This window comes from Methylococcus sp. S1M, assembly GCF_051295855.1.
Lineage (GTDB): Bacteria > Pseudomonadota > Gammaproteobacteria > Methylococcales > Methylococcaceae > Methylococcus > Methylococcus capsulatus.
In genome coordinates, this window is sequence record NZ_JBPDXO010000002.1 from 108,361 (window position 1) to 127,232 (window position 18,872).

At 64.3% G+C, this 18,872-nt stretch carries 14 protein-coding genes; 1 reads left to right on the forward strand and 13 read right to left on the reverse strand.

All coding sequences use genetic code 11. The annotated features are described in order from the left end of the window. Positions 1–7: 7 nt before the first annotated feature. The 11 genes from ACSHWJ_RS04145 to ACSHWJ_RS04195 form a co-directional block, all read right to left on the reverse strand. Positions 8–2,149 (reverse strand): KAP family P-loop NTPase fold protein, encoded by a 2,142-nt coding sequence (locus ACSHWJ_RS04145; RefSeq protein ID WP_432539469.1) that lies wholly within the window; start codon positions 2,147–2,149, stop codon positions 8–10. Further along, positions 2,146–6,390, reverse strand: coding sequence for an Eco57I restriction-modification methylase domain-containing protein (locus tag ACSHWJ_RS04150; RefSeq protein WP_432539468.1), 4,245 nt, complete (start codon positions 6,388–6,390; stop codon positions 2,146–2,148). The genes ACSHWJ_RS04145 and ACSHWJ_RS04150 overlap by 4 nt, the downstream gene beginning before the upstream one ends. Continuing rightward, positions 6,387–9,521, reverse strand: coding sequence for a DISARM system SNF2-like helicase DrmD (drmD, locus tag ACSHWJ_RS04155; protein WP_432539467.1), 3,135 nt, complete (start codon positions 9,519–9,521; stop codon positions 6,387–6,389). Before drmD ends, ACSHWJ_RS04150 begins: the two co-directional genes overlap by 4 nt. Continuing rightward, positions 9,518–9,937, reverse strand: a complete 420-nt coding sequence (locus tag ACSHWJ_RS04160) for a very short patch repair endonuclease (protein ID WP_432539466.1) — start codon at positions 9,935–9,937, stop codon at positions 9,518–9,520. The genes drmD and ACSHWJ_RS04160 overlap by 4 nt, the downstream gene beginning before the upstream one ends. Beyond that, positions 9,918–11,030 carry a DNA cytosine methyltransferase gene (locus ACSHWJ_RS04165; RefSeq protein WP_432539465.1) on the reverse strand — a complete coding sequence of 371 codons (1,113 nt, stop codon included), beginning with the start codon at positions 11,028–11,030 and terminating at the stop codon, positions 9,918–9,920. The genes ACSHWJ_RS04160 and ACSHWJ_RS04165 overlap by 20 nt, the downstream gene beginning before the upstream one ends. A 58-nt stretch (positions 11,031–11,088) precedes the next feature. Continuing rightward, a complete protein-coding gene (gene mads1 / locus ACSHWJ_RS04170) occupies positions 11,089–11,289 on the reverse strand; it encodes a methylation-associated defense system helix-turn-helix domain-containing protein MAD1 (protein ID WP_432539464.1) in 201 nt (66 codons plus the stop codon). 86 nt (positions 11,290–11,375) lie between these two features. After that, complete coding sequence (locus ACSHWJ_RS04175) at positions 11,376–11,858, reverse strand: lysozyme (protein ID WP_432539463.1); 483 nt, start codon at positions 11,856–11,858, stop codon at positions 11,376–11,378. Between the two features lie 98 nt (positions 11,859–11,956). Continuing rightward, on the reverse strand, positions 11,957–13,462 hold the full coding sequence (locus ACSHWJ_RS04180; protein ID WP_432539462.1) for a hypothetical protein: 1,506 nt from the start codon (positions 13,460–13,462) through the stop codon (positions 11,957–11,959). 16 nt (positions 13,463–13,478) lie between these two features. Next, complete coding sequence (rlmD, locus tag ACSHWJ_RS04185; protein ID WP_218800265.1) at positions 13,479–14,810, reverse strand: 23S rRNA (uracil(1939)-C(5))-methyltransferase RlmD; 1,332 nt, start codon at positions 14,808–14,810, stop codon at positions 13,479–13,481. A gap of 1 nt (position 14,811) precedes the next feature. Next, on the reverse strand, positions 14,812–15,699 hold the full coding sequence (gene cysM, locus ACSHWJ_RS04190; RefSeq protein WP_010961148.1) for a cysteine synthase CysM: 888 nt from the start codon (positions 15,697–15,699) through the stop codon (positions 14,812–14,814). Positions 15,700–15,813: 114 nt separating this feature from the next. Beyond that, positions 15,814–16,758, reverse strand: a complete 945-nt coding sequence (locus ACSHWJ_RS04195; protein WP_432539461.1) for a cation diffusion facilitator family transporter — start codon at positions 16,756–16,758, stop codon at positions 15,814–15,816. Between the two features lie 109 nt (positions 16,759–16,867). Between ACSHWJ_RS04195 and ACSHWJ_RS04200 the strand changes: the two genes are divergently transcribed. Next, positions 16,868–17,689: a hypothetical protein gene (locus ACSHWJ_RS04200; RefSeq protein WP_432539460.1), complete on the forward strand. Its 822-nt coding sequence runs from the start codon at positions 16,868–16,870 to the stop codon at positions 17,687–17,689. A gap of 4 nt (positions 17,690–17,693) precedes the next feature. On the opposite strand, the gene ACSHWJ_RS04205 is transcribed toward ACSHWJ_RS04200, so the two are convergent. Together ACSHWJ_RS04205 and ACSHWJ_RS04210 are read right to left on the reverse strand one after the other, a co-directional pair. Next, a complete protein-coding gene (locus tag ACSHWJ_RS04205; protein ID WP_282213310.1) occupies positions 17,694–18,230 on the reverse strand; it encodes a hypothetical protein in 537 nt (178 codons plus the stop codon). Beyond that, positions 18,227–18,817 (reverse strand): FMN-binding protein, encoded by a 591-nt coding sequence (locus ACSHWJ_RS04210; RefSeq protein WP_333687875.1) that lies wholly within the window; start codon positions 18,815–18,817, stop codon positions 18,227–18,229. The genes ACSHWJ_RS04205 and ACSHWJ_RS04210 overlap by 4 nt, the downstream gene beginning before the upstream one ends. Between the last annotated feature and the right edge of the window lie 55 nt (positions 18,818–18,872).

Sequence of the window (18,872 nt, forward strand, 5' to 3'; positions counted from 1 at the left end):
GCTCCCCCTAGTCTTCGAATGCGGTAAAGCCGTCAGGATCCTTGCCAGACTTGAGCATCTCGTGCTCCTTCAGATACTGCGTCACGGCCTCCCGCATGGCGTCGGAAACCTGCCCATCCTGCTGCAGACGACGAAGTCGTTCCGCAGTCGCCTCCGTATCGATGTAATCGCTCAACCAGCGCGGATCGAGACGAGGCCTGAGGCGAACCGCCCAATCGCCCATGGTCTGCGATCTCGTGTGCCGGAGGAACTTCGGCAATACATTCAGGAATCCTTCGTCGGACGCCGTGATCTGCTCACACCATGCGCGGACTTCGGTTCCGTCCCCCCATCGCTTCCAAAAAGCGAGAAGCCTCGGCAACTCAGGGTGATCCAGGAAGCCCGGCTCCCTTGAGAGGGCCCGCACTCGATTCAGCCACGCTCGCTTCAGCTCCGTCACTTCATCGGCCGACAACAGTGCGGTCTCGTCGGAGTCCTTCGCCTTCGTGGCTTCATCGTCCAGCCACCGCAGTAGCAACGCCTGGACCGCGACGGCTCGTCCCGCCTCGATGGCCGACGCCAGCACGGCGGCGCGACGGTTGCTCGGCAGCCGCTTCAACAGGTGATAGACAGGACGAGCCGCGCGCGAGACATTGCCGAAGTCGAACATTCCCCGTTCGTCGTCAGGGTCGATCAACGCGTCGCCCACGTCGAAGAGCGCCTGAATGACCGTCGGGACATTCGCCTCCGGGACGTCCTTCTCGACATGGTCCATCAGGCGTTCGAGCAGGGCCCTCGCTTTCGAGAGGCCGTCATGGCGACGTTCCGACTTGGCCCGAACGAGCGCCTTCCCGAATTCGGCGGGTGTACCGGCCAAACTCAGGAGCGCGGCCACTTCCTGCCGACTGACGGCGCCGGGAGGCACCGTCAGTCGGAAATAGATCGGAAAGACGTCCGGGTGGCAGGCACGCAGGTTCCTGCGCCAGTCGATCAGCCAGTCTGGGCCATACCCCATCCGCCCGATCTTCGGGAAGATGCGTTCCAGCAGCGCTCGAGTACTTGCTCGTAGCGGCGCGGGTAACTCACTCGCCCAGTGCTGGTGAAAGGCCTCGACCGCGTTCCGATCGCCCTCATACCGGTCGTCGCGGCTGTGGCCGGAGAACCTATCGGGGTTCGTCCGGATGACGTCGTACAGATCGGGCAGGAAAACCCGAATCGCTTCGAGAGCGATGAAATCGACCGGATTGACTTCTCCGCGCACCGCCGGATAGGTGACCGACAGCGTGTTCGTGAAACGAACGACGTCACGCGGTACTTGGATCATCGGGTCGATGCCGTCGAAGAACACGTTCGTCCAGTAGGACCGATCGAACAGACCATCTGGCGTGTCACCCAGCACCTGATCGAGTCGTTCGAACAGTGCCCGACGCAAAGCGACGCGGTCGACGGGAGGCAGCTCGAACGGCACCTGGATGATTTTCTCCAGATAGCGTTCACCGGGCAGGCCGCCCTGCTGCTCGATGGCCTGTGCGGCGACTTCGCGGTCTAAGGCCAGCAGATAGACGACGTTCGGGAAATCCGCCAGCGCCTTGATGACCGTGAACAGCTGGCGCGTTTCTTCCGGCGTCAGTCGATCGATGTCGTCGATGACGACCAGGATGCGTTTTCCGGCTTCCTTCAGGAGCCTGCAGATCTCCGCCTTGAGCGCCGGGACGTCTTTCGGCTTTCGCTTGGTCGCCATGCCGATGAGCTTCCCGAGCTTGGCTGCCGCGCCCCCCGTGACACCGGAGAGATCGATCAGGCCGCCGATGCCTTCGGCGAAGTCACCCAGCAGGTCGCCCAGCTTCTTGAACTTCTCGCTCTTGGCGGGTAGGACGGCCTGGAGTTGGCCGAGAAATGCACGGGCCAGGTTCTCCTGCCCCGAGAACCACCAGGGGTTGAAGGTCACGACGGCAGGCCGTTCGCCTTCAGGAAGCTGGTCGAGGTAGTGCCCCACGTAGCTCAGTACCGTGGACTTCCCGGAGCCCCAAGGGCCGTAGAGCGCGAGCACCAGTCCATCGCCACCCGGATAACGGCAGATGCTGTCGGCCAGGCTCTTGGCAAACGGTGCATGCCCGAAGAGATCGTCCTTCGGGTCGGTACTGGGCCGGTCGGCCGAAAGTGCCGTCATGCCGATCCCTCCGCATCGTTGGTGGCTCGATACCGCGCCCCGCGCCGCTCGCCCTGACGTTCGACTTGGCCGCCTGCAACCAGGTCGGCAATGGCGGCGGTCCAGTGGCCATCCGTGATGCCTGTGGCGGCGAGGACATCGGATTTCGCCTGCCAGCCGGGATTCGTGCGAAGGTAGTCCAGAATGGCGGCGGATGGCGATGCGTGTCTTGATGTCGGCGCAGGCCCTTTCTCGAAGTCCAGGGACGGCTGCACGGACTGTACCGAGCATGCACGGCGAGAGGTACGGGTGGTCGTGCCACCATGCAATCCCTGGGCGACCTCCTCTTCGTAGCGCTTTCGATTCAGCATCAATAGGCGCAGGATCACCTCCCTGCGCGCCGCAGGCGAGATCGTGAAGCGACGTCCTTGCTTGGTGTCATGGAAACCATGCTCCAGCGGAAAGGAAATTCCGTAACTGGCAGCGACGACGTTATCGAGTTTCTGGTGCAGTTCCCTCAGCTTGTTGATTTCGCTCGACTGGTCGGACTCGTCGTGAAGCCGGTTGTATAAGAAAGTCAGGCCCAATTGAAGGGTGGACTGAACATCGTTTCTCGTCTCAAGATAGGATCGTCCAACCGTGGCGACTTCATCCGGAAGTTTTTCAGGCCAAGGGAAAGTGGAAAAACAGCGACTCACGGAATAAGTGGTGCTGAGTGCTGCCGTTGTTGTCTTGTGCCTCTGCACCCATTCGGCGTGAATCGACGACTGAAGGACAGAGAAACTAGCCTCATCTGATCGCAGAAACACGACGACCCCGTCGGCTATCAACCATTCGGGGTCAGCGAAAGCGAATACGTGGTGCTTCGAGACCCGCCCGGTAACGATGACACGCGGCAACTTGCGCATGCGCTCGTAGAAAGCCTCGCGTCGATCCCAGTGCTTCCAATAGCAAGTCTCGTGAATCTGACGAGTGAGTCGGTCGCGTTGAGGTTTGACGAGTTCCGTCACGCGGGCGAACGGCAGTTCGTAGTTGCGCGCGATATGTTCTGGTAAGTCCCAGAAATCGATCACATAGCGAGAAGGCGAGGAATCCGGAGTTTGATTGATATCTTGGGACGTGAGGTATCGACGGATGACTTCAGCGTTCCTGGGGTTGGCGGAGATGAACTGGGCATATTCATTCGGCGTCAAAATGAAGCCTTCTCCATTGATGCCCGTACCGATGGATGCCATACCTTCGTTTGCCTTCAAATGGTAAGGTTGACCACCGTCATCCTCTTCTTCGAGATACGAAGAGATTTTGGATACCACTTTGTCAGCCAGACGAATTTCACCCTGCCACGCAGGTCCAGCGAGAACACAGGGGGAAACCGTGACGGCGGCACCCCCCGGCCAGTTCAAGTCCGGCCAGGCTCGGATGATCTTCCATCCATTCGACTCAATCCAGCCCAAGCCAACCTCGCGCGTATCACCTTGTGAAATCGAATTCGTTGCAATCAAGCCAAACGCCCCACTTTGACTGGTTATGCGCGAACAGACAATAAAAAAGTACGCACAGAGATCAGCGGCCCCCTTGGTATCCGAGACGACCCTCTTTATCCCGAAGGTGTAGGCTTCTCCTAGGCGGGTGGTCAGTCGTTTCCCCGCGATGAACGGCGGATTCCCCACCATGGCATCGAATCCGCCCTTGCCATCGACGAAAACCTCCGGAAACTCCAGCGGCCAATGGAACGGACGACGTGGTGGCTTGCCCGCCGGCAGATCGGTCGCGAGTGCGGCGGCGGCTCGCCGACGCATCGCGGCCTGCGTCTCCTGATCGCCGTCGATGGCCCTTCCGGCCTGCACGGCGAGCGAGGCCAGCGCGTTCTCCAACGCCGCGCCGGTGCCACCCGTAGCGAACACCTCCCCGATGAACGCATTGGCGATGAGCTCTGGCACCTCGAGCCTCTGGCGTGCGTCGGCATCCAGATGCGCCATGACCTCCACGTCGCGGATGTCACGGATGGGGGTGGCGCGCAGTCGCTGCCGCAGCTCGATGGCCTCGCGCACGGCGCGTTCGACGGTCTGGCCGAACAGGCGCATCTGCCCCTGGCCCGAGGGGTTCATCGTGAGCTGGGTCAGTTGATCCAGTCGATGGATGCCGAGCAGGCTGTCGCCTTGGCGCAGGTTGTGGTCAAGGAAGCCAAAGGGCCGCCCCGTGGCCAGGGTGGTGAGCCACAGCGAGAGCTTGGCCAGCTCCACCGCCAGCGGGTTCAGGTCCACGCCGTAGAGGCAGCGCTCGGCGATGAGGCGGCGGGCGACGATGGTGCGCTCCTCGACGTCACGCGGCAGCGGCTCGACTTCTGAGCCGGCCTGCGCCACCCGCCCATCGATGCCCACCGTATGGCCCTGGGCCTCGGCACGAGCCCAGGCCTCCACCAGCCGGTCGGCGAGCCAGCGGCAGGCCTGCACGAGGAAGGCGCCCGAACCCATGGCCGGGTCGCAGACCTTGAGATCGAGCAATTCCTCGGGAGATCTGAGCGTCCATTCGGCGCGCGGCTTGCCCTCCGCCGGGCCGACGTAGGCGACGGGCGTGAGCGTCTCGGCGACGATAGCCTCGGTGAGGGACTTCGGCGTGTAGTGCGTGCCGGTCTCGCGCCGGTCGGAGCCCGTGGTGACCACGTAGGCCCCGGCTGGATGGACCAGCGGATAGCCCCACGGGTCGGTGCGGAGCAGATGGGCGAAGGGCCGGACGCGGTCGCGCAGCACCGTGTCGCCATGGCAGGCGGTGAGCAGGCGCTCGGCCAGCGTGTCGTCCACGAGCCGAGCCAGGTCGTTGCGGACGCGGCTCTCGGAGCTGCCCGACCGCTCACGGAGCAATGCGACGAGGTGCTCGGCGCCGTCGAGCCGGGCGGATTCGAGCTCGGCCAGCGTGACCCAGGGCGACTGGGCGCTCTTGGTGGCTTCGAGCTCCAGCGTGACGTCGGTGGTGCGCTTGACGGTGCGCTCGAGCAGGCCCTCGTAGACGTAGCCGATCTGCTCCACGTCCAGCGCGCGGTAGGAGAGCGTGCGGCCCTGGAACTGCTGGATGGCCTCGAGCAGCAGCAGCACGGTGCGGTTGTCGATGGGCAGCGGCTTCGCGGCATCGGTGCGCCAATGGGAGCCCTTGGCCCGGCCCTCGAGGAAGGGGAAACGATCCGGATCGAACAGGGAGCCGCCGAGCGCGGGCAGGCGCAGGTTCTCGTGCTCGATGCCGCCATAGACCGCGCGGAACACGGCGAGCAGGCGCGACCAGGCGTCCCAGCGGCGCTCGAGGATCTCATCGGACTCGGCGCGCAGCTGCATGCGCAGCGTGGAGACGGCGTAGTGGGCCTCGTAGCGCTCGTCGCCCAGGAGCAGCAGGCCGCGCTCCTCCGCGCACAGCAGGAAGACCAGCCGCATCATCACCGTCAGCGCGGCCTCGTAGAGTTCGACCTCCTTCACGCCGCGCAGCAGCTCACGGTCACGGTCCTGGTCGGCCTTGTCGAGCGCCTGGACCAACACTTCGACGGCGCGCCGCACCTGCTCGCCCAGGGCGTCGGTGACCTCGTCCTGGTACTTCAGCGAGCGATCGAGGAGCGCGGGCAGCCGTTCCGACTCTTCCACGAAGAAGCGCCGGATGCCGAGCAGGTGGACGAAGGCCTGGAGGGTGACGGGCTCCTGACCCCAGAGGCGCGCGTACCAACTGGCGAAGGTGGTGACCGCGCCCACCGGGGCATCCACCAGCATCCAGCGCTCGCCGTTGGTCACGAGCCCCAGGCGGCAGCCGGTGGCACGGCAGAGCGCCACCATGCGCTCGGCGGGCGTACTGGCCCAACCGTCCAGCCTCTGGGTGGCTTCGAGATCGACCTCTGGCCCGTGGGTCTGGATCAGCAGCAGCGGCTTGCCGCCGTCGGCGACGACGGCGAACTCCGGCGACAGGCTCACGCCGTGCTCGGGTAGATCGACGACCACGTTCGCGGCGCACCAGTCGCGGCGCTTCAGCACGTCGCCCCGGCCGTCCTCGTCCAGCTCCAGCCCACGTGCGAGGACCTCGTCGATCCAGGCGGCGTGCAGGTCGTCGAAGCGTGGATCGCCCGTCTCCAGCGCCTCCTGCCACTCGTCGTAGGCCTGCCGCAGCCGTTTGCGCTTGGCGACGTCGAGCTCCTCCAGCCCTTGCGGGAAGGCTTCCTTCAGGACCGGGACGGCGAGGAAGGGACCGGAGATCTCGATGAGCGAGAGCCAGTCGTGGTGCATGCTCATGCGGCACCTCCGGCGGACTCGGGCACGACGAAGATCACGGCGACCGGGAAGGTGCGGTCGTCGAGCTTGGCGTAGCGGGACTCGACGACCTCGGTCTCCATGCGGCGCTCCTCCGGGATGCGAGCGAGCCGGGCCTGCAGCGCGGCGATGTCACGCCGCAGCTGCATGCGTTCGTCCTCGGTGAAGAGCGAGAGCTGTTCGGGTTGCTCACCTCTCTTCAACTCGAACTGGATCGCCCGCTCCAACTCGTCGAGCACGGTTCCGATGTCGTCGATCTCCTGCCGTTTGCGGGTCTGCAGCGTGTTGGTCAGGTAGCGCAGCCGTTCCTTGGAGCGGGCAGTGACCGCCTCGAGGATGGCTTCGCGGTGGCGATCGAAGCGGACGCGAAGTGCATCGAACAGGGGCGCCGCCGCGGTGATCGGCTTGCCGTCGTCCAGCCACTGCTGGACGCGGGTGACCCTCTCTTCACGGCGGAAGGATTGATCACGCAGGTAGCCGCCGGAGACGGTCAGCTCCTCGTGCAAGCGGTGATGGTTGCCGCCAGTGATCACCAGCCGCGAGACGATCACCACGGCCGGACCGTCGAGTAGCGCGTCGGGCACGCTGCGGACGCTGACGCGGTGTAGCTTCTTCACGTCGTCTCGGGCCCAGATCTCGGCGCGCAGCAGGCGCAGGCACATCTGCACCAGGCGATGGTTCAGGTGGACGAGCACCACGTCGTCGCGGCCGCTGGCGACGGCGTGGTCGAAGGTGATGGGGCGGATCTTCTGCGTGTGGGGATGACGCAATCCTTCCAGGCAGCGCGCCCAGGATCCGGAGAGCGCTGGCATGCGAAAGACGGTGCCGGGCGGGGCCCCTGGCAGTTCGACGGGCTCCAAAGGAGGTCGGCCGACCAGGGCAAGGCCGGTCTTCACCGCGATCAGGATGTGCTGGGGGTCGAGGTGGAAGTCCTGCTTGGTGGCCAGCAGTCGCTCGTGCAGCTTGGCGACGCGCTCCTTCAACTCGCGTTCGGCTCGGACGAAGTTCCGGGCCCGGGCGATCCGTGCCTCGGCCATGCGGGTGTCCAGGTCCTTCAGCGAGCCTTCGATGAGGCCGGACATCTGCGGCGCGATGACCGGATTGACGCTGCCCATGTCGGCGCGCATCGAGTCCAGCTTGCGCAGGGCGCGCAGGATGTCCTCGGCATGGCCGCCGACCGAGGTGCCCTGAGCGTCACCCCCATCGACCGGGTGCCAGATCAGCACCTCCCTCTCGCGCTGGCCGTGGCGGTCGATGCGCCCGTTGCGCTGCTCCATCACGTTGGGGTTGTAGGGGATCTCCAGGTGGATGAGCATGTTGCAGTGGTTCTGCAAGTCGATGCCCTCGGAGGCCGCGTCAGTGGCGAGCAGGATGCGGACGGGGGAGTCCTTGGGGGAGGCCTGGAACGCTGCCTTGATGGGTTCGCGCTCCTCCTGGGAGAGACCGCCGTGCAGCAGCGCGAGGCGCTCGCCGCCGAAGCCGTGGCTGGCGAGGATCCGATGCATCCACTCGTGCGTCGTGCGGTACTCGGTGAACAGGATCACCCGGCGGTCGTTCCATTCGCCGTTCGGCCCTTTGAGGTGCTTTTCGAGCCAGTCGAGGATGGCGCGGGCCTTGGAATCGACCTGGTTCCTGGCGCGCTGGGCCCACGATCTCAGTTCGTCGAGCATCGCTCGCTGCTCCGCCGTCAGCGGCGGCGTGCGGCGCGTGGCCTCCTCGATGGCCTCGGCCTGGGCGTTCTCGACCTCCCGATCGTCGGCGTAGTCCTCCTCGACCCTCAGGATGGCCTTGTGCAGGATGCGCTCGGCCATGGCGTCCCGCTTCTCGGGCCGCGCCTCGGAGAGGGAGTTGGCGTGCTTCTCGAGGGTGGCGGCGAACGCGGCCGGAGATGAGAGCAAGCGTTTCTTGAGCAGCCGGTTGACGAAGGTCGTGCCGAAGCCGTTGCCGGCCCGTTCGGCGTGCTTCTCGCGGCTGGCACAGTAGTCGCTCAGCTTGCGGTGGATCTCACGCTCTTCCGGTGTGTAGTGGATCGGCAGCGCCTGCAGGTTGCGCCGCGCGTAGAGGGGGTTGCCCTGCGCATCGACGAGATCACTCTTGAGGCGACGGATCATCACCTGGCTCAGGCGCTTCTCGTCGGGGAGGATGTTGCGTGCGAAACGCTGGTCGTCCAGCAACTCCAGCAGCGAGGTGAACGACTCGGTGTACCCGTTGTGGGGTGTGGCGGTCAGGAACAGGCGGTGCTGGAAGTGCGGGGCGATGGTCCGGATGAAGCGCGTGCGCTGGCTCTCTAGCGCGTAGTGCGCGCCCGCGGCGGGCGCGACGTTGTGCGCCTCGTCCACGACCAGCAGATCGAACTTGCGCGGATGGCCGACATGGGGCGGGAGCACGTCGCGCATGGCACGCAGCCCCTCGCCGCCCTTGGCCCAATCCATCGACGTGATGAGACGCGGATGCGACGTCCACGGGTTGGCGTGGATGCCGCGCTCGCGCCGCAACCGTTTGATGTACTCGGTGTCCACCACCCGGAAGTCGAGGCCGAACTTCTCCAGCATCTCGACGCGCCACTTCTCCTGCAGCGAGGCGGGGCAGACGATGAGGACGGTGCGGGCGCGGTGCCGCAACAGGAGCTCCTGGATGACCAGCCCGGCCTCGATGGTCTTGCCGAGACCGACGTCGTCGGCGATGAGCAGGTTGACGCGGGCCATGTCGATGGCTCGCACCAATGGATCGAGCTGGAAGTCCTCGATGCTGACGCCGCTGCGGAACGGTGCCTGGAGGAACCCGCGGTCGGCGTTGGTCGCGGCGCCCCAGCGCACGGCGTCGAGGAAGGCATCGAGGGTGGTCGCGTCGTCCTGCCCGGTGATGGATGGCAGGCCCGCCCGCTCGATGACCTGTGCGCCGGGCTCGATCTCCCAGACGACCTCCAGCTCTTCGCCGAGGCCATCCTCGTCGATCGACGACAGCGTAACCAAGCTTTGTGGCGCCCCCTCCAAATTCGACGAGACGACGTCGGCGACGACCCACTGACGCCGTCGCACCTCGACCAACTGGCCGGGCTCCGGGGTGGTCGAATGGGCGGATCGGACGCTAGTCGATCGTGGCGTTATGCTCATCGGGATCTTCCCTTCCGTTCCCGCACGCGGTCGTGGATGCGGCGGGCGGCCTCGACCGGATCCTCATGAGACCAGACGCGAATCACTTCCCAACCGAGTTCTCGCAGGCGCCGGGTGGTGTCGGCATCGCGCGCTCGGTTGGCTTCGATCTTGGCGCGCCAGAATCCGGCGTTCTCCTTTGGCCAGGTGGCGTGGAGTGGACAGCCGTGCCAGAAACACCCATCGACGAAAACCGCCACGCGCGCGCCGATGAACACGATGTCGGCAACCCTTCGCGGTTTTCTGGACAGTGGCACTTGCAAGCGGTAGCGAAGGCCCAAGGCATGCAGGGCCCGCCGCAGTTCGATCTCGACGTCCGTTCCTCGCTGCCGCACGCGCGCCATGCGGCGGCTGGCTTCAGGCGACGAGGGACTCACGCTTGGCATTTCGCTCCCTCTCGGCGACGGACTGGGCGGTCTCGACGACTGTCTTCTTTTCAGGCGCGACGGCGATATGTCTCAGGATGCTCCGGCCGATGATCCTGCCCAAAGTGACGGGCACCGCGTTGCCGATCATGCGGCCCAAGCTCTTGAAATGGATCGGCGCACCGTCCGGGACGAAGGAGTAGTCTTCCGGAAACCCTTGCAGGATCGCACCTTCACGCAGCGATAGCGCCCGATCCTGCTCGGGGTGTCCGAAGCGACCGTTGCCGAAACCGTAGAACTGGGTGGTGAGGGTCGGGGCGGGCTCGTCCCAGACCATACGGCCATAGACACCCGGGTATGTCCGGCCGCTGTCACGGCGGTGGCAATCCGCGATCAGACGTTGGGGCCAATCCCTCCAGGTCCCGCCGGGACGGGATGCGCGGATGCGTTGGAGGTTGAGACTGGAAAGCCTGGACGCCGTGTGCAGCGGATCGGAGGGCAGAGCACCGCCCGCTGGTATGGGGGTAAGCCTTCCGATCGCTTCACGGACGGTTCGTGGCCGCTCGTGCGTGCGCTCGATCAGCTCGATCGGCCCCAGTCTCGATGCGAGCAACACCCTCCTGCGTCGGCGTTGCGGTAGGCCGTATTCGGAGCAATCGACGATATCGTGCCAGACTTCGTAGTCGAGCTTTTTCAAAGCGGCCGCGAAATCACGGTATACCTGGTGCTTCTCCACCGTTGGCACGTTCTCCATGGTGACGAGATCGGGGCGAATGGCTTTGACCAGACGTGCGAACTCGTACAGCAGTGCCCATCGTGGACTTCCCACCGTGTCGTAGCGTTGGGCGTAGGTCGAGAACGGCTGGCAAGGCGCGCATCCGGCGAGGATGCGGACGTCCGCGTCCCCGAAAAGATCCTGCAAAACCGCTGGCTTCGTCCTCGAGACGTCTTCCTCGATGAAGCGCGCGCCGTTGTTCGCCTCGAAGGGATGGCGGCAGGCCGGGTCGACGTCGATGCCGGCCACGACCGGAACGCCTTCCGAGATCAGGCCGTGCGCGAGTCCTCCCGCCCCACAGAACAAATCGATGCAGGCCAACTTGGTCATTTTTCCTTTCCTCGCGACGTCGGTCCTGGCGAACTGGGCACTCCAATCTCCGAGGCGGTCAATGACCTTCCGCCGAATCGGATTCCTCCGACGCCTTGCCGGAGCGCACCCATTCGTCGACCTCTTCGGCCTTGAACTTCCAAAACCTCCCCACCTTGTGGGCCGGCATGTCCTTTTTCGCGATCCACGCGTAGACGCTGTCCCTGCTGACGCCGAGGTATTCGGCGATTTCCTCGACGGATAACCAACGATCGGCCATGACGCTTTCCATCGCGTGGACTCCAGGACGCATATTGTCACAGGATTTGGACAGGGTAAATGCGATCCATGCCGATTGGGGCCGGTTCATGCCGATTCGTTTGTCGTCGATCGGTCGGCCATCAGCTCGATTTCGGCTTGTCGGCGCGCCACCAGGCCAGGCAGCACCTTCCCGCCCCCGTAGACCCAGCGGCGCAGCTCGCTTGCAGCGCTGGTCCAATACCGCTGATCGACCCGGCGCCGCAGCATCGAGGTCTGCAGCCGTCCTGCGCCCAGGTTGAAGGTGAAGTCCACGATGGCAGCCAACCGCCCCTCGGGTTCGGTCGCCAGCACCGGGCAGTAGCGCAGCGTCGCGGCGAGCGCCGTCTGCAGGTCACGGGCCAGGTAGACATCGGCTTCGGCCTCCGTGATCGGGGGATGCTTCGGGTCGCAGAGGTGACCGTAGCCGATGGTCCAGTAGCCGGCCGGGCAGACGTAGGGATGCGCGCGGCCGGGGTCGTTCTTCGGCACGCGGTGGAAGCCCTCGAAGCGCTTGGCCAGGTCGATGGCCGCTCGAGGCACCGCGATCACGGCCGCACCCGGTCGAACACGCGCCCGAGGAAGAGGAACGGCTCGAAGGTCGTAAACGCATCGATCTCGCCTGGCCTGCAAGGAAGGCGCCGACAACATCACTTCACCCCGGCCACCGGCCGCATCTGGGTATCGCATCGGCCGCCGACGCCGACGGTTTTGGCGACCGCGGGCGCCTGGCAGTTTTCTCCCCGGTCCTCGAGATGACAGCGCAGCTCCAGCGGTCGGCCCGTGTTCAGCCAGACCGGGGTGGTGCGGTAACGTCCGGGTTCGCCGAATTCGCAGCCCGCGGGAATGCCGTAGGGCAGGCAGCCGGCCGTGGGCTTGAGATCGACCTTGCGGGCGTCGATGACGAAACCGGGATAATTGTCGACGATCCTGATTTCATCCCGGTCGTCTTTGGCGGTCACGAGGAAATCCCGAAAGAAGTAGCCGCCGTCTGCACGATCCTCCACCTGAATCCGGGTATTGGCGATGAGGGCGAAATCCCGCCCCTTCCGGGCCACTGCACCGGTGATGTACTCCGCCCGCTCGTGGCCGGGGAAGCATTTGCCCATGGCCGGAGCGTGGTAGTAGTGCTTGAGGCTCTTCAGGTCCGTGAGGGGAACGAAGGGAAAGATTTCCCTGAGGTCCGCATCATCGCCGAACAGGATGCGCTGCACGTCCGGGAGAGTCTGCGCGTACATGGCCTGCAGCTTGGCGTAGCGCTCGGTCTGACTCAGGTCCTGGCGCAGGAAGCAGGCCGTGAGACCCGTGACTTGGGTGAGGTATTCGTCCCAGATGTTGTATTGCGAGGGCCTGGACGCCACTCCCTGGAAATCTCCCGGGGCGCCACAGCCCTGGCCGCTGCTGCACCCTTCCTTGCCGCGGTTGCGGATGGACAGGGCGATGACGTTACGTTCACAGGCACCGTAGGCATTGCAGCCCCGCTCCAGATGCCCCTCGAACAGGGTGGTGCGCATGACGTAATCGAGCTGCTTGGCCTGCTCCAGTGCCCGTGCCGGCCAATGGCCGGGGTTGGCCCGCACGAACTGGTCCCACGCGCGGGCCAGAGCGGAGCGTCGGCCGGTGAGACTGCCGTTGGCGCTTTCACACTGAGGCGAGTCGTGGAACGCCTTTACGATCCGATCCAGCTCGCCCTGGTCCGGCCTGACCGGCCGGCGGGCTAGCTCCCGTGGCGGATCGAAGAAAGGAGCTTTTTCCATGGGATAGAGCTTGCGGACGTCGATTACGTGCCGGACCGAGGCATCGCAATGATGGTTGGCGACGACGAGGGTCTTGCGCTCCGCCACGGCCTGCTTGAATTTCTCCGCCGAGGCGGGAGTGGCGGTACGGGAGTCCACGACGAGTTTGAAACCGACGTAAGGCGTACCGGTGGCGTCGGTCAGCGGTTGACCGTTCTTCAGAACCAGGCATGGGATGACCGAACTGCCCTGGCTCAACGTCCCGGCCGGCGAAGCCGGGCCGTTGCGCAGGAAAGCATCGGCGTCATAGTACGGAATATCCAGCGGCCCGTTGAACTGGTACAGGGTCATCACCGGCGTGGCCGGAATGGCCAGGGCGAGTCCGGGCGCGGCGGCCAGCGTGAGCAGCAGTCTTTTCATGGTGAAAACCTCGAGATCAGCGCTCGAATACCGCGATGGACTCGACGTGGGCGGTGTGCGGAAACATATCCATGACGCCGGCCTTGAGCAGACGATAACCGTATTCGTGGACCAAGACGCCGGCATCGCGTGCCAGGGTGGAAGGATTGCAGGACACGTAGACGATGCGCCCGGCTTTCCAGTTCGGCACGCACTGGAGGATTTCCAGGGCGCCGGAGCGAGAGGGATCGAGCAGCACCTTGTGGTATTCCCGGCCGGCCCAGGAGCCGCAACTTTCCGGCTTCGACAGGTCGGCAACGTGGAATTCGACGTTGCCGATACCGTTGTCCGCCGCATTCCGGATCGCCCGCGCGACCGCTTCCGCGCCTCCCTCCACGCCGGTGACGTGGCCGGCGCGGCGCGCCAACGGCAAGGTGAAGTTTCCCAGGCCGCAGAACAGATCGAGCACGCGTTCCTCCGGCTGGGGATCGAGCACCTGCATGACCTGGTCGATCATCTGGCGGTTGATAGCCATGTTGACCTGGGTGAAATCCAGGGGACCGAAGCGGAAGGTCACTTCCCATTCCGGAAGGCTGTAGCTCAGGTCGTGTGCGGTCTCCGGATAGACCGGAGCGACCGAGTCGCGCCCTTCCCGCTGGATGTAGACGTCCAGACCCTGGTCTTTGCCAAACCGAGCCAGTCTGGCGAAATCCTCGGCGGTCGGGTCCTCCAGCACCCGGAACACCAGCGCCGTGCGCTCCTCGCCGACCGCCGCCTCGATCTGTGGCAGCCGTTCCCGCAGCGAGAGACCCTCGATCAACTCGGCAAAGGCCTGGATGCGCTCCCCCAACGCCGGATGCAGCACGGGACAATCGGTCATGTCCACGATCTTGGCGCTCGCGTGTTCGCGGAATCCCACCAGCTCCCTGCCCTTCTTGGCCACGTAGCGCGCCCCGAGCCTGGCCCGGCTGCGATAACCCCAGTGCGGTCCCCGCAGCGGCGGGAACTGAGCCGCCGGTTCGACCTTGCCGATACGGCGGAATTGATCCAGCAGCAGATCTTCCTTCAGGGCGATCTGGGCGTCTTCGGACAGATATTGCAGACTGCAGCCTCCGCACAGGGCGAAATGCCGGCAACGCGCCGGCACCCGGTCGGGCGAGGCCGTGACGATCTCCACCACCCGCCCGGCGGCGTAGTCACGCTTGATTTCGGTATAGACGAAAGTGACGTCTTCGCCCGGCAAAGCGCCATCGACGAACACCACCCGGCCGTCGACGTGGGCGATCCCCTTGCCGTCGTGGGCGAAAGATTCGATGTGCGCTGCGATCGGCTCGGCCGGCAGCGGCTTTCTTTTGCCTCGATGACCCATCTTATTCCGGAAATACGCCTGTGGAGAGATAACGGTCGCCGCGGTCGCAGATGATGACGGCGATCACCGCGTTCTCCACCTCCCGCGACAGTCGCAGGGCGGCTGCCACCGCACCGCCGGAGGAAATGCCGGCGAAGATGCCTTCCTGTGCCGCCAGTTCCCGCGTGGTCGACTCGGCCTCTTCCTGGGTCACGTCGAGGATGCGGTCCACCAGCGAGGGATCGTAGATCTTCGGCAGGTATTCCTGCGGCCAACGCCGGATGCCGGGGATCCTGGCCTCGTCCTTGGGCTGGACGCCGATGATCTGGATCGCAGGATTCCGCTCTTTCAGGTAGCGTGCCGTGCCCATGATGGTGCCGGTGGTGCCCATGGAGCTGACGAAGTGGGTGACCCGCCCCTGGCTGTCTCGCCAGATTTCCGGCCCCGTGCCTTCGTAATGGGCGCGTGGATTGTCGGAGTTGGAAAACTGATCGAGGATCTTGCCCTCGCCCCGAGCCTCCATCGCCCGTGCCAGGTCGATGGCCGCCTCCATGCCGCCCGCCGCCGGCGTCAGGATGATCTCGGCCCCGAAAGCCTTCATCGTCGCCCGACGCTCGGCGCTCATGTTATCGGGCATGATCAGGGTCATGCGGTAGCCCTTGATGGCCGCCGCCATGGCCAGGGCAATGCCGGTGTTGCCGCTGGTCGCCTCGATCAACCGGTCGCCCGGCTGGATGTCGCCGCGCGCCTCGGCACAGCGGATCATGCTGAGGGCCGGCCGGTCCTTGACGGACCCCGCGGGGTTGTTGCCTTCCAGCTTGGCCAGAATGAAGTTGGCGGTGTCGCCGGGCAAGCGCTGCAAACGTACCAGCGGCGTGTTGCCGACGAAGGATTCGATGGTGGGAAACATGGAGCGGCCTGCGGAAAATTTCTGATGGCGCTTATTGTAAGGAGTAATGACCGAGCGGTTTTCTCCGGATTGACCGTCAAACGGCCAACGGTGTGTTCATCGGACGTTGCCGGCTCATTCACCATGATAGCGGTGATTCGGCCTGGAAATGTCGCAATACAGCGAATCCGGCTGGCAGCTCTCGGACTCCAGTTGCAGCGTCGTATGCGCAATACCATAACGTTGAGCGAGCAGACGCGTGACCCGCCTCTGCAGCTCCTCGCCTTCACTGAGGCGGATGTCGTCCGTCACGATATGAGCGGACAGCATGCGCAACTGCCGCGAAATGCTCCACACATGGAGATGGTGCACCCCATGCACACCTTCCACCTGCATCATGTCCCGTACCATCGAACCCATGTCCACATCCCGCGGCGTGCTTTCCAGCAGGATGTCCAAGACTTCGGCCATCAGCCCCTTGGCGTTCCAGAGGATGAGCAGCGCTATCAGGACGCTGACCGCCGGATCGAGCCAGTACAGACCGGTGTAGCGGATCGCCACACCCGCGGCGATGGCACCGAGGGTTGACACCACATCGCCCAGCAGATGCAGGAAGGCGCTGCGCATGTTCAGGTCGTCGTGGCTGCCGTGATGGACGAGCCAGGCGGTGAAGGCATTGACCAGCAGCGCTGCCCCGCCCACCCCGATCAGGATGTCGGCCTGAACCGGAGCGGGACTGAGGAGGCGGACGTAGGCGTCGTAGAGAATGTACAAGGCAACGCCCACCAGCCCGGCCGAATTGGCGAGGGCGGCAAGGATGCCGGCTCGGTGGTAGCCGAAAGTCTTGGCCGCGTGCGCCGGCTGGGCAGTCAGCCGCATGGCGTACCAGCTCAGGCCCAGCGCCAACACGTCGCTCAGGTTGTGCACGGCGTCGGTCAGCAGCGCGAGGCTGTTCGCCTTCCAGCCCGCCAGCGCTTCGAACACGACGAAGCCGCCAGTGAGGATCAACGCCCAGACCAGTCGCCCTTGCGCTCCGGCGGAATCAGCCGCATGATGGTGTTCGTGGTCGTCGTGAGGCACAGAGTTCTCCAGGCCGCGCGAAAATACCGATTTTAACGGATTTGCTGCACCGGCAGCTGCCCAGCGCCCCGCATCATCCGCTTTACGAAAAATCCGATCAGGTCATCCCATGGCAAGACTTTCCCGGCGCATCGCATGCGCAATCCTCGCCTCCCCTTTTTCCATCGCCCCGGCTTTTGCCGACACCACGCTGCAATATCAGGTCGCCGGAGAAAAAGCGCCGCAGTCGCTGTTCGTCAAGGATGGGCAGGTACTCATCAAGTCGGCGGGGGGTGATGGCGAACTGGACATCCTATTCAATCGATCCCGAAACGCGGCATTTTTGATCGATCACCGCAAACAGGCCTACATGCCCGTCACCGAGCAGCGGGTCGCCGAACTTGCATCCCAAGTCCAGGACGTACAGCCGCTCCTGCGCGGACTGGGTGAACAGTTGAAAAAAGTATCTCCGGAACAAAGAGCCAAGTGGTCGGACATCCTGGGCGGCGTCGACTTGGACCGGATCACCGCCAAGTCGGAAGACAGTCGGCCGATCGTGCTGGCGCAAGTGGGCACTGCAAAAACTCAAGGAGGCTATGCCTGCAGCAAAGTGGAATTGCGTCAGGGCGGGGACAAGAAGGGCGACATCTGCCTGGCATCGGCGGAAACGCTCAAGCTTCCGGCCGGAGACTACGAAACCCTGCGTGCCATGCTACTGTTTTCGTCCAGAATCGCCGAAAAAGCCAAGGGGGTGGCGGCACGCTACGTCGATCTCGGGCCGCTGCCTACGGTAAACCTCACCGACTATCCCGGTATCCCGGTCGAACTCCACGACGCTTCGTCCCAACAGGCCGCCACGTTGACCCTGAGCAGGGTCAACTCGGACGTCTTCCCGCCCGGCGTCATGGCCATTCCGGAGGGCTATGCGGCGAAAAAGCTCAAGTTCTGGTGAATCCTCAGACGACGTCCGTCACGGCCTGAACGGAGCGCGGCGGCTCCTTGGCCCGCAGTCGCGTGCGCTGGGCCACAAGCGACAGCGACACGACCACGATCAGGGTCGCCAGGCTGAGCTCCAGCAAGACGAACGCGCCAATCTTGAAATAGGCGAAAACCGGATGGGCGAAACGGACCAGCCAGCCCGCCGCCTCATCCGCCACCGCGCCGAAAAACGTCAGGCCGGTCAGCCAGACTTTCAGGCCGGTCGGCAGGGGAGTGAACAACACGAGGTGGGCGAGCGTGACCACCAGCATCCCCATCGAGAACAGATGGAAATGCGTGACTTCCAGCAGACTCTGGTAACTCCGGGGCTGGGTGAATTTTTCCGGCGAGCCGAGGTAATACTCGACCACCGATTGCGCCGTCAGCCCCATTTTATGGAAATACATCAGGCCGTTGCTGACCCAGAACAAAGCGATGTACCCCAGAAACAAGAGCACCACGGCATTGAGCATCATCTGCCGATTCTGCTCTCCGGTCACGAAAAATCGCATCATTCACCTCCGGCAGGATGCGCCTGCCTGAATATCGCCTTGACCTTCCGGACACTGGCCAGTGCAGCCACCGAGCTCAGTGTGGCTCCGGATACCGCGTCGATGCCGTTGCCCGGTATCAGTTGTTCGATCGTCCTTCCTTTCATCAGTTCGAACCACCGCGCCGCCGGCTGATACTCCGGCGGCTCGTGGAACGCCAGCACTTCCACGCGCCCCACCTCGCCCGTCGGGGAAAGCACGATCAGGAGACTCTCCGGCTGGGTCCGCACGGTGTGGGATTCGATGGCCGCGAATCCCAAGGACTTGCCATCCCGTTCGGCGGTGTAAAACGTGAACAGGCCTGAATCGAGCTTCACCCGCGCCTCCCGCTCCACCGCGGCGATCTGCTCGTCGGTGAGAAACACCGGCTCCGCCGTCACGGACACACCTGTGCCGAATGCCAGTTCGAAAGCCTCCTCCTGACTGTGATAGACCGTTGCACAGGCACTTGGCATCACCCCCAGCAGACAAACCCCTGTCAGCAGGGCAGCAAAAAACCCGACCTTCCCTTGCCCCGATTCGCCTCTGGAAACACAAAATTGACTGTGCAAAGAAAAATACTCCTCAATGTCATTTGCAAGCTCATGCTACACCAAAGACCGTGCC

Coding starts and splice junctions, on each gene's coding strand:
- ACSHWJ_RS04145 (WP_432539469.1), bottom strand. CDS start 2,149: ATGACGGCACTTTCGGCCGACCGGCCCAGTACCGACCCGAAGGACGAT.
- ACSHWJ_RS04150 (WP_432539468.1), bottom strand. CDS start 6,390: ATGAGCATGCACCACGACTGGCTCTCGCTCATCGAGATCTCCGGTCCC.
- drmD (WP_432539467.1), bottom strand. CDS start 9,521: ATGAGCATAACGCCACGATCGACTAGCGTCCGATCCGCCCATTCGACC.
- ACSHWJ_RS04165 (WP_432539465.1), bottom strand. CDS start 11,030: ATGACCAAGTTGGCCTGCATCGATTTGTTCTGTGGGGCGGGAGGACTC.
- mads1 (WP_432539464.1), bottom strand. CDS start 11,289: ATGGCCGATCGTTGGTTATCCGTCGAGGAAATCGCCGAATACCTCGGC.
- ACSHWJ_RS04180 (WP_432539462.1), bottom strand. CDS start 13,462: ATGAAAAGACTGCTGCTCACGCTGGCCGCCGCGCCCGGACTCGCCCTG.
- rlmD (WP_218800265.1), bottom strand. CDS start 14,810: ATGGGTCATCGAGGCAAAAGAAAGCCGCTGCCGGCCGAGCCGATCGCA.
- cysM (WP_010961148.1), bottom strand. CDS start 15,699: ATGTTTCCCACCATCGAATCCTTCGTCGGCAACACGCCGCTGGTACGT.
- ACSHWJ_RS04200 (WP_432539460.1), top strand. CDS start 16,868: ATGGCAAGACTTTCCCGGCGCATCGCATGCGCAATCCTCGCCTCCCCT.
- ACSHWJ_RS04205 (WP_282213310.1), bottom strand. CDS start 18,230: ATGATGCGATTTTTCGTGACCGGAGAGCAGAATCGGCAGATGATGCTC.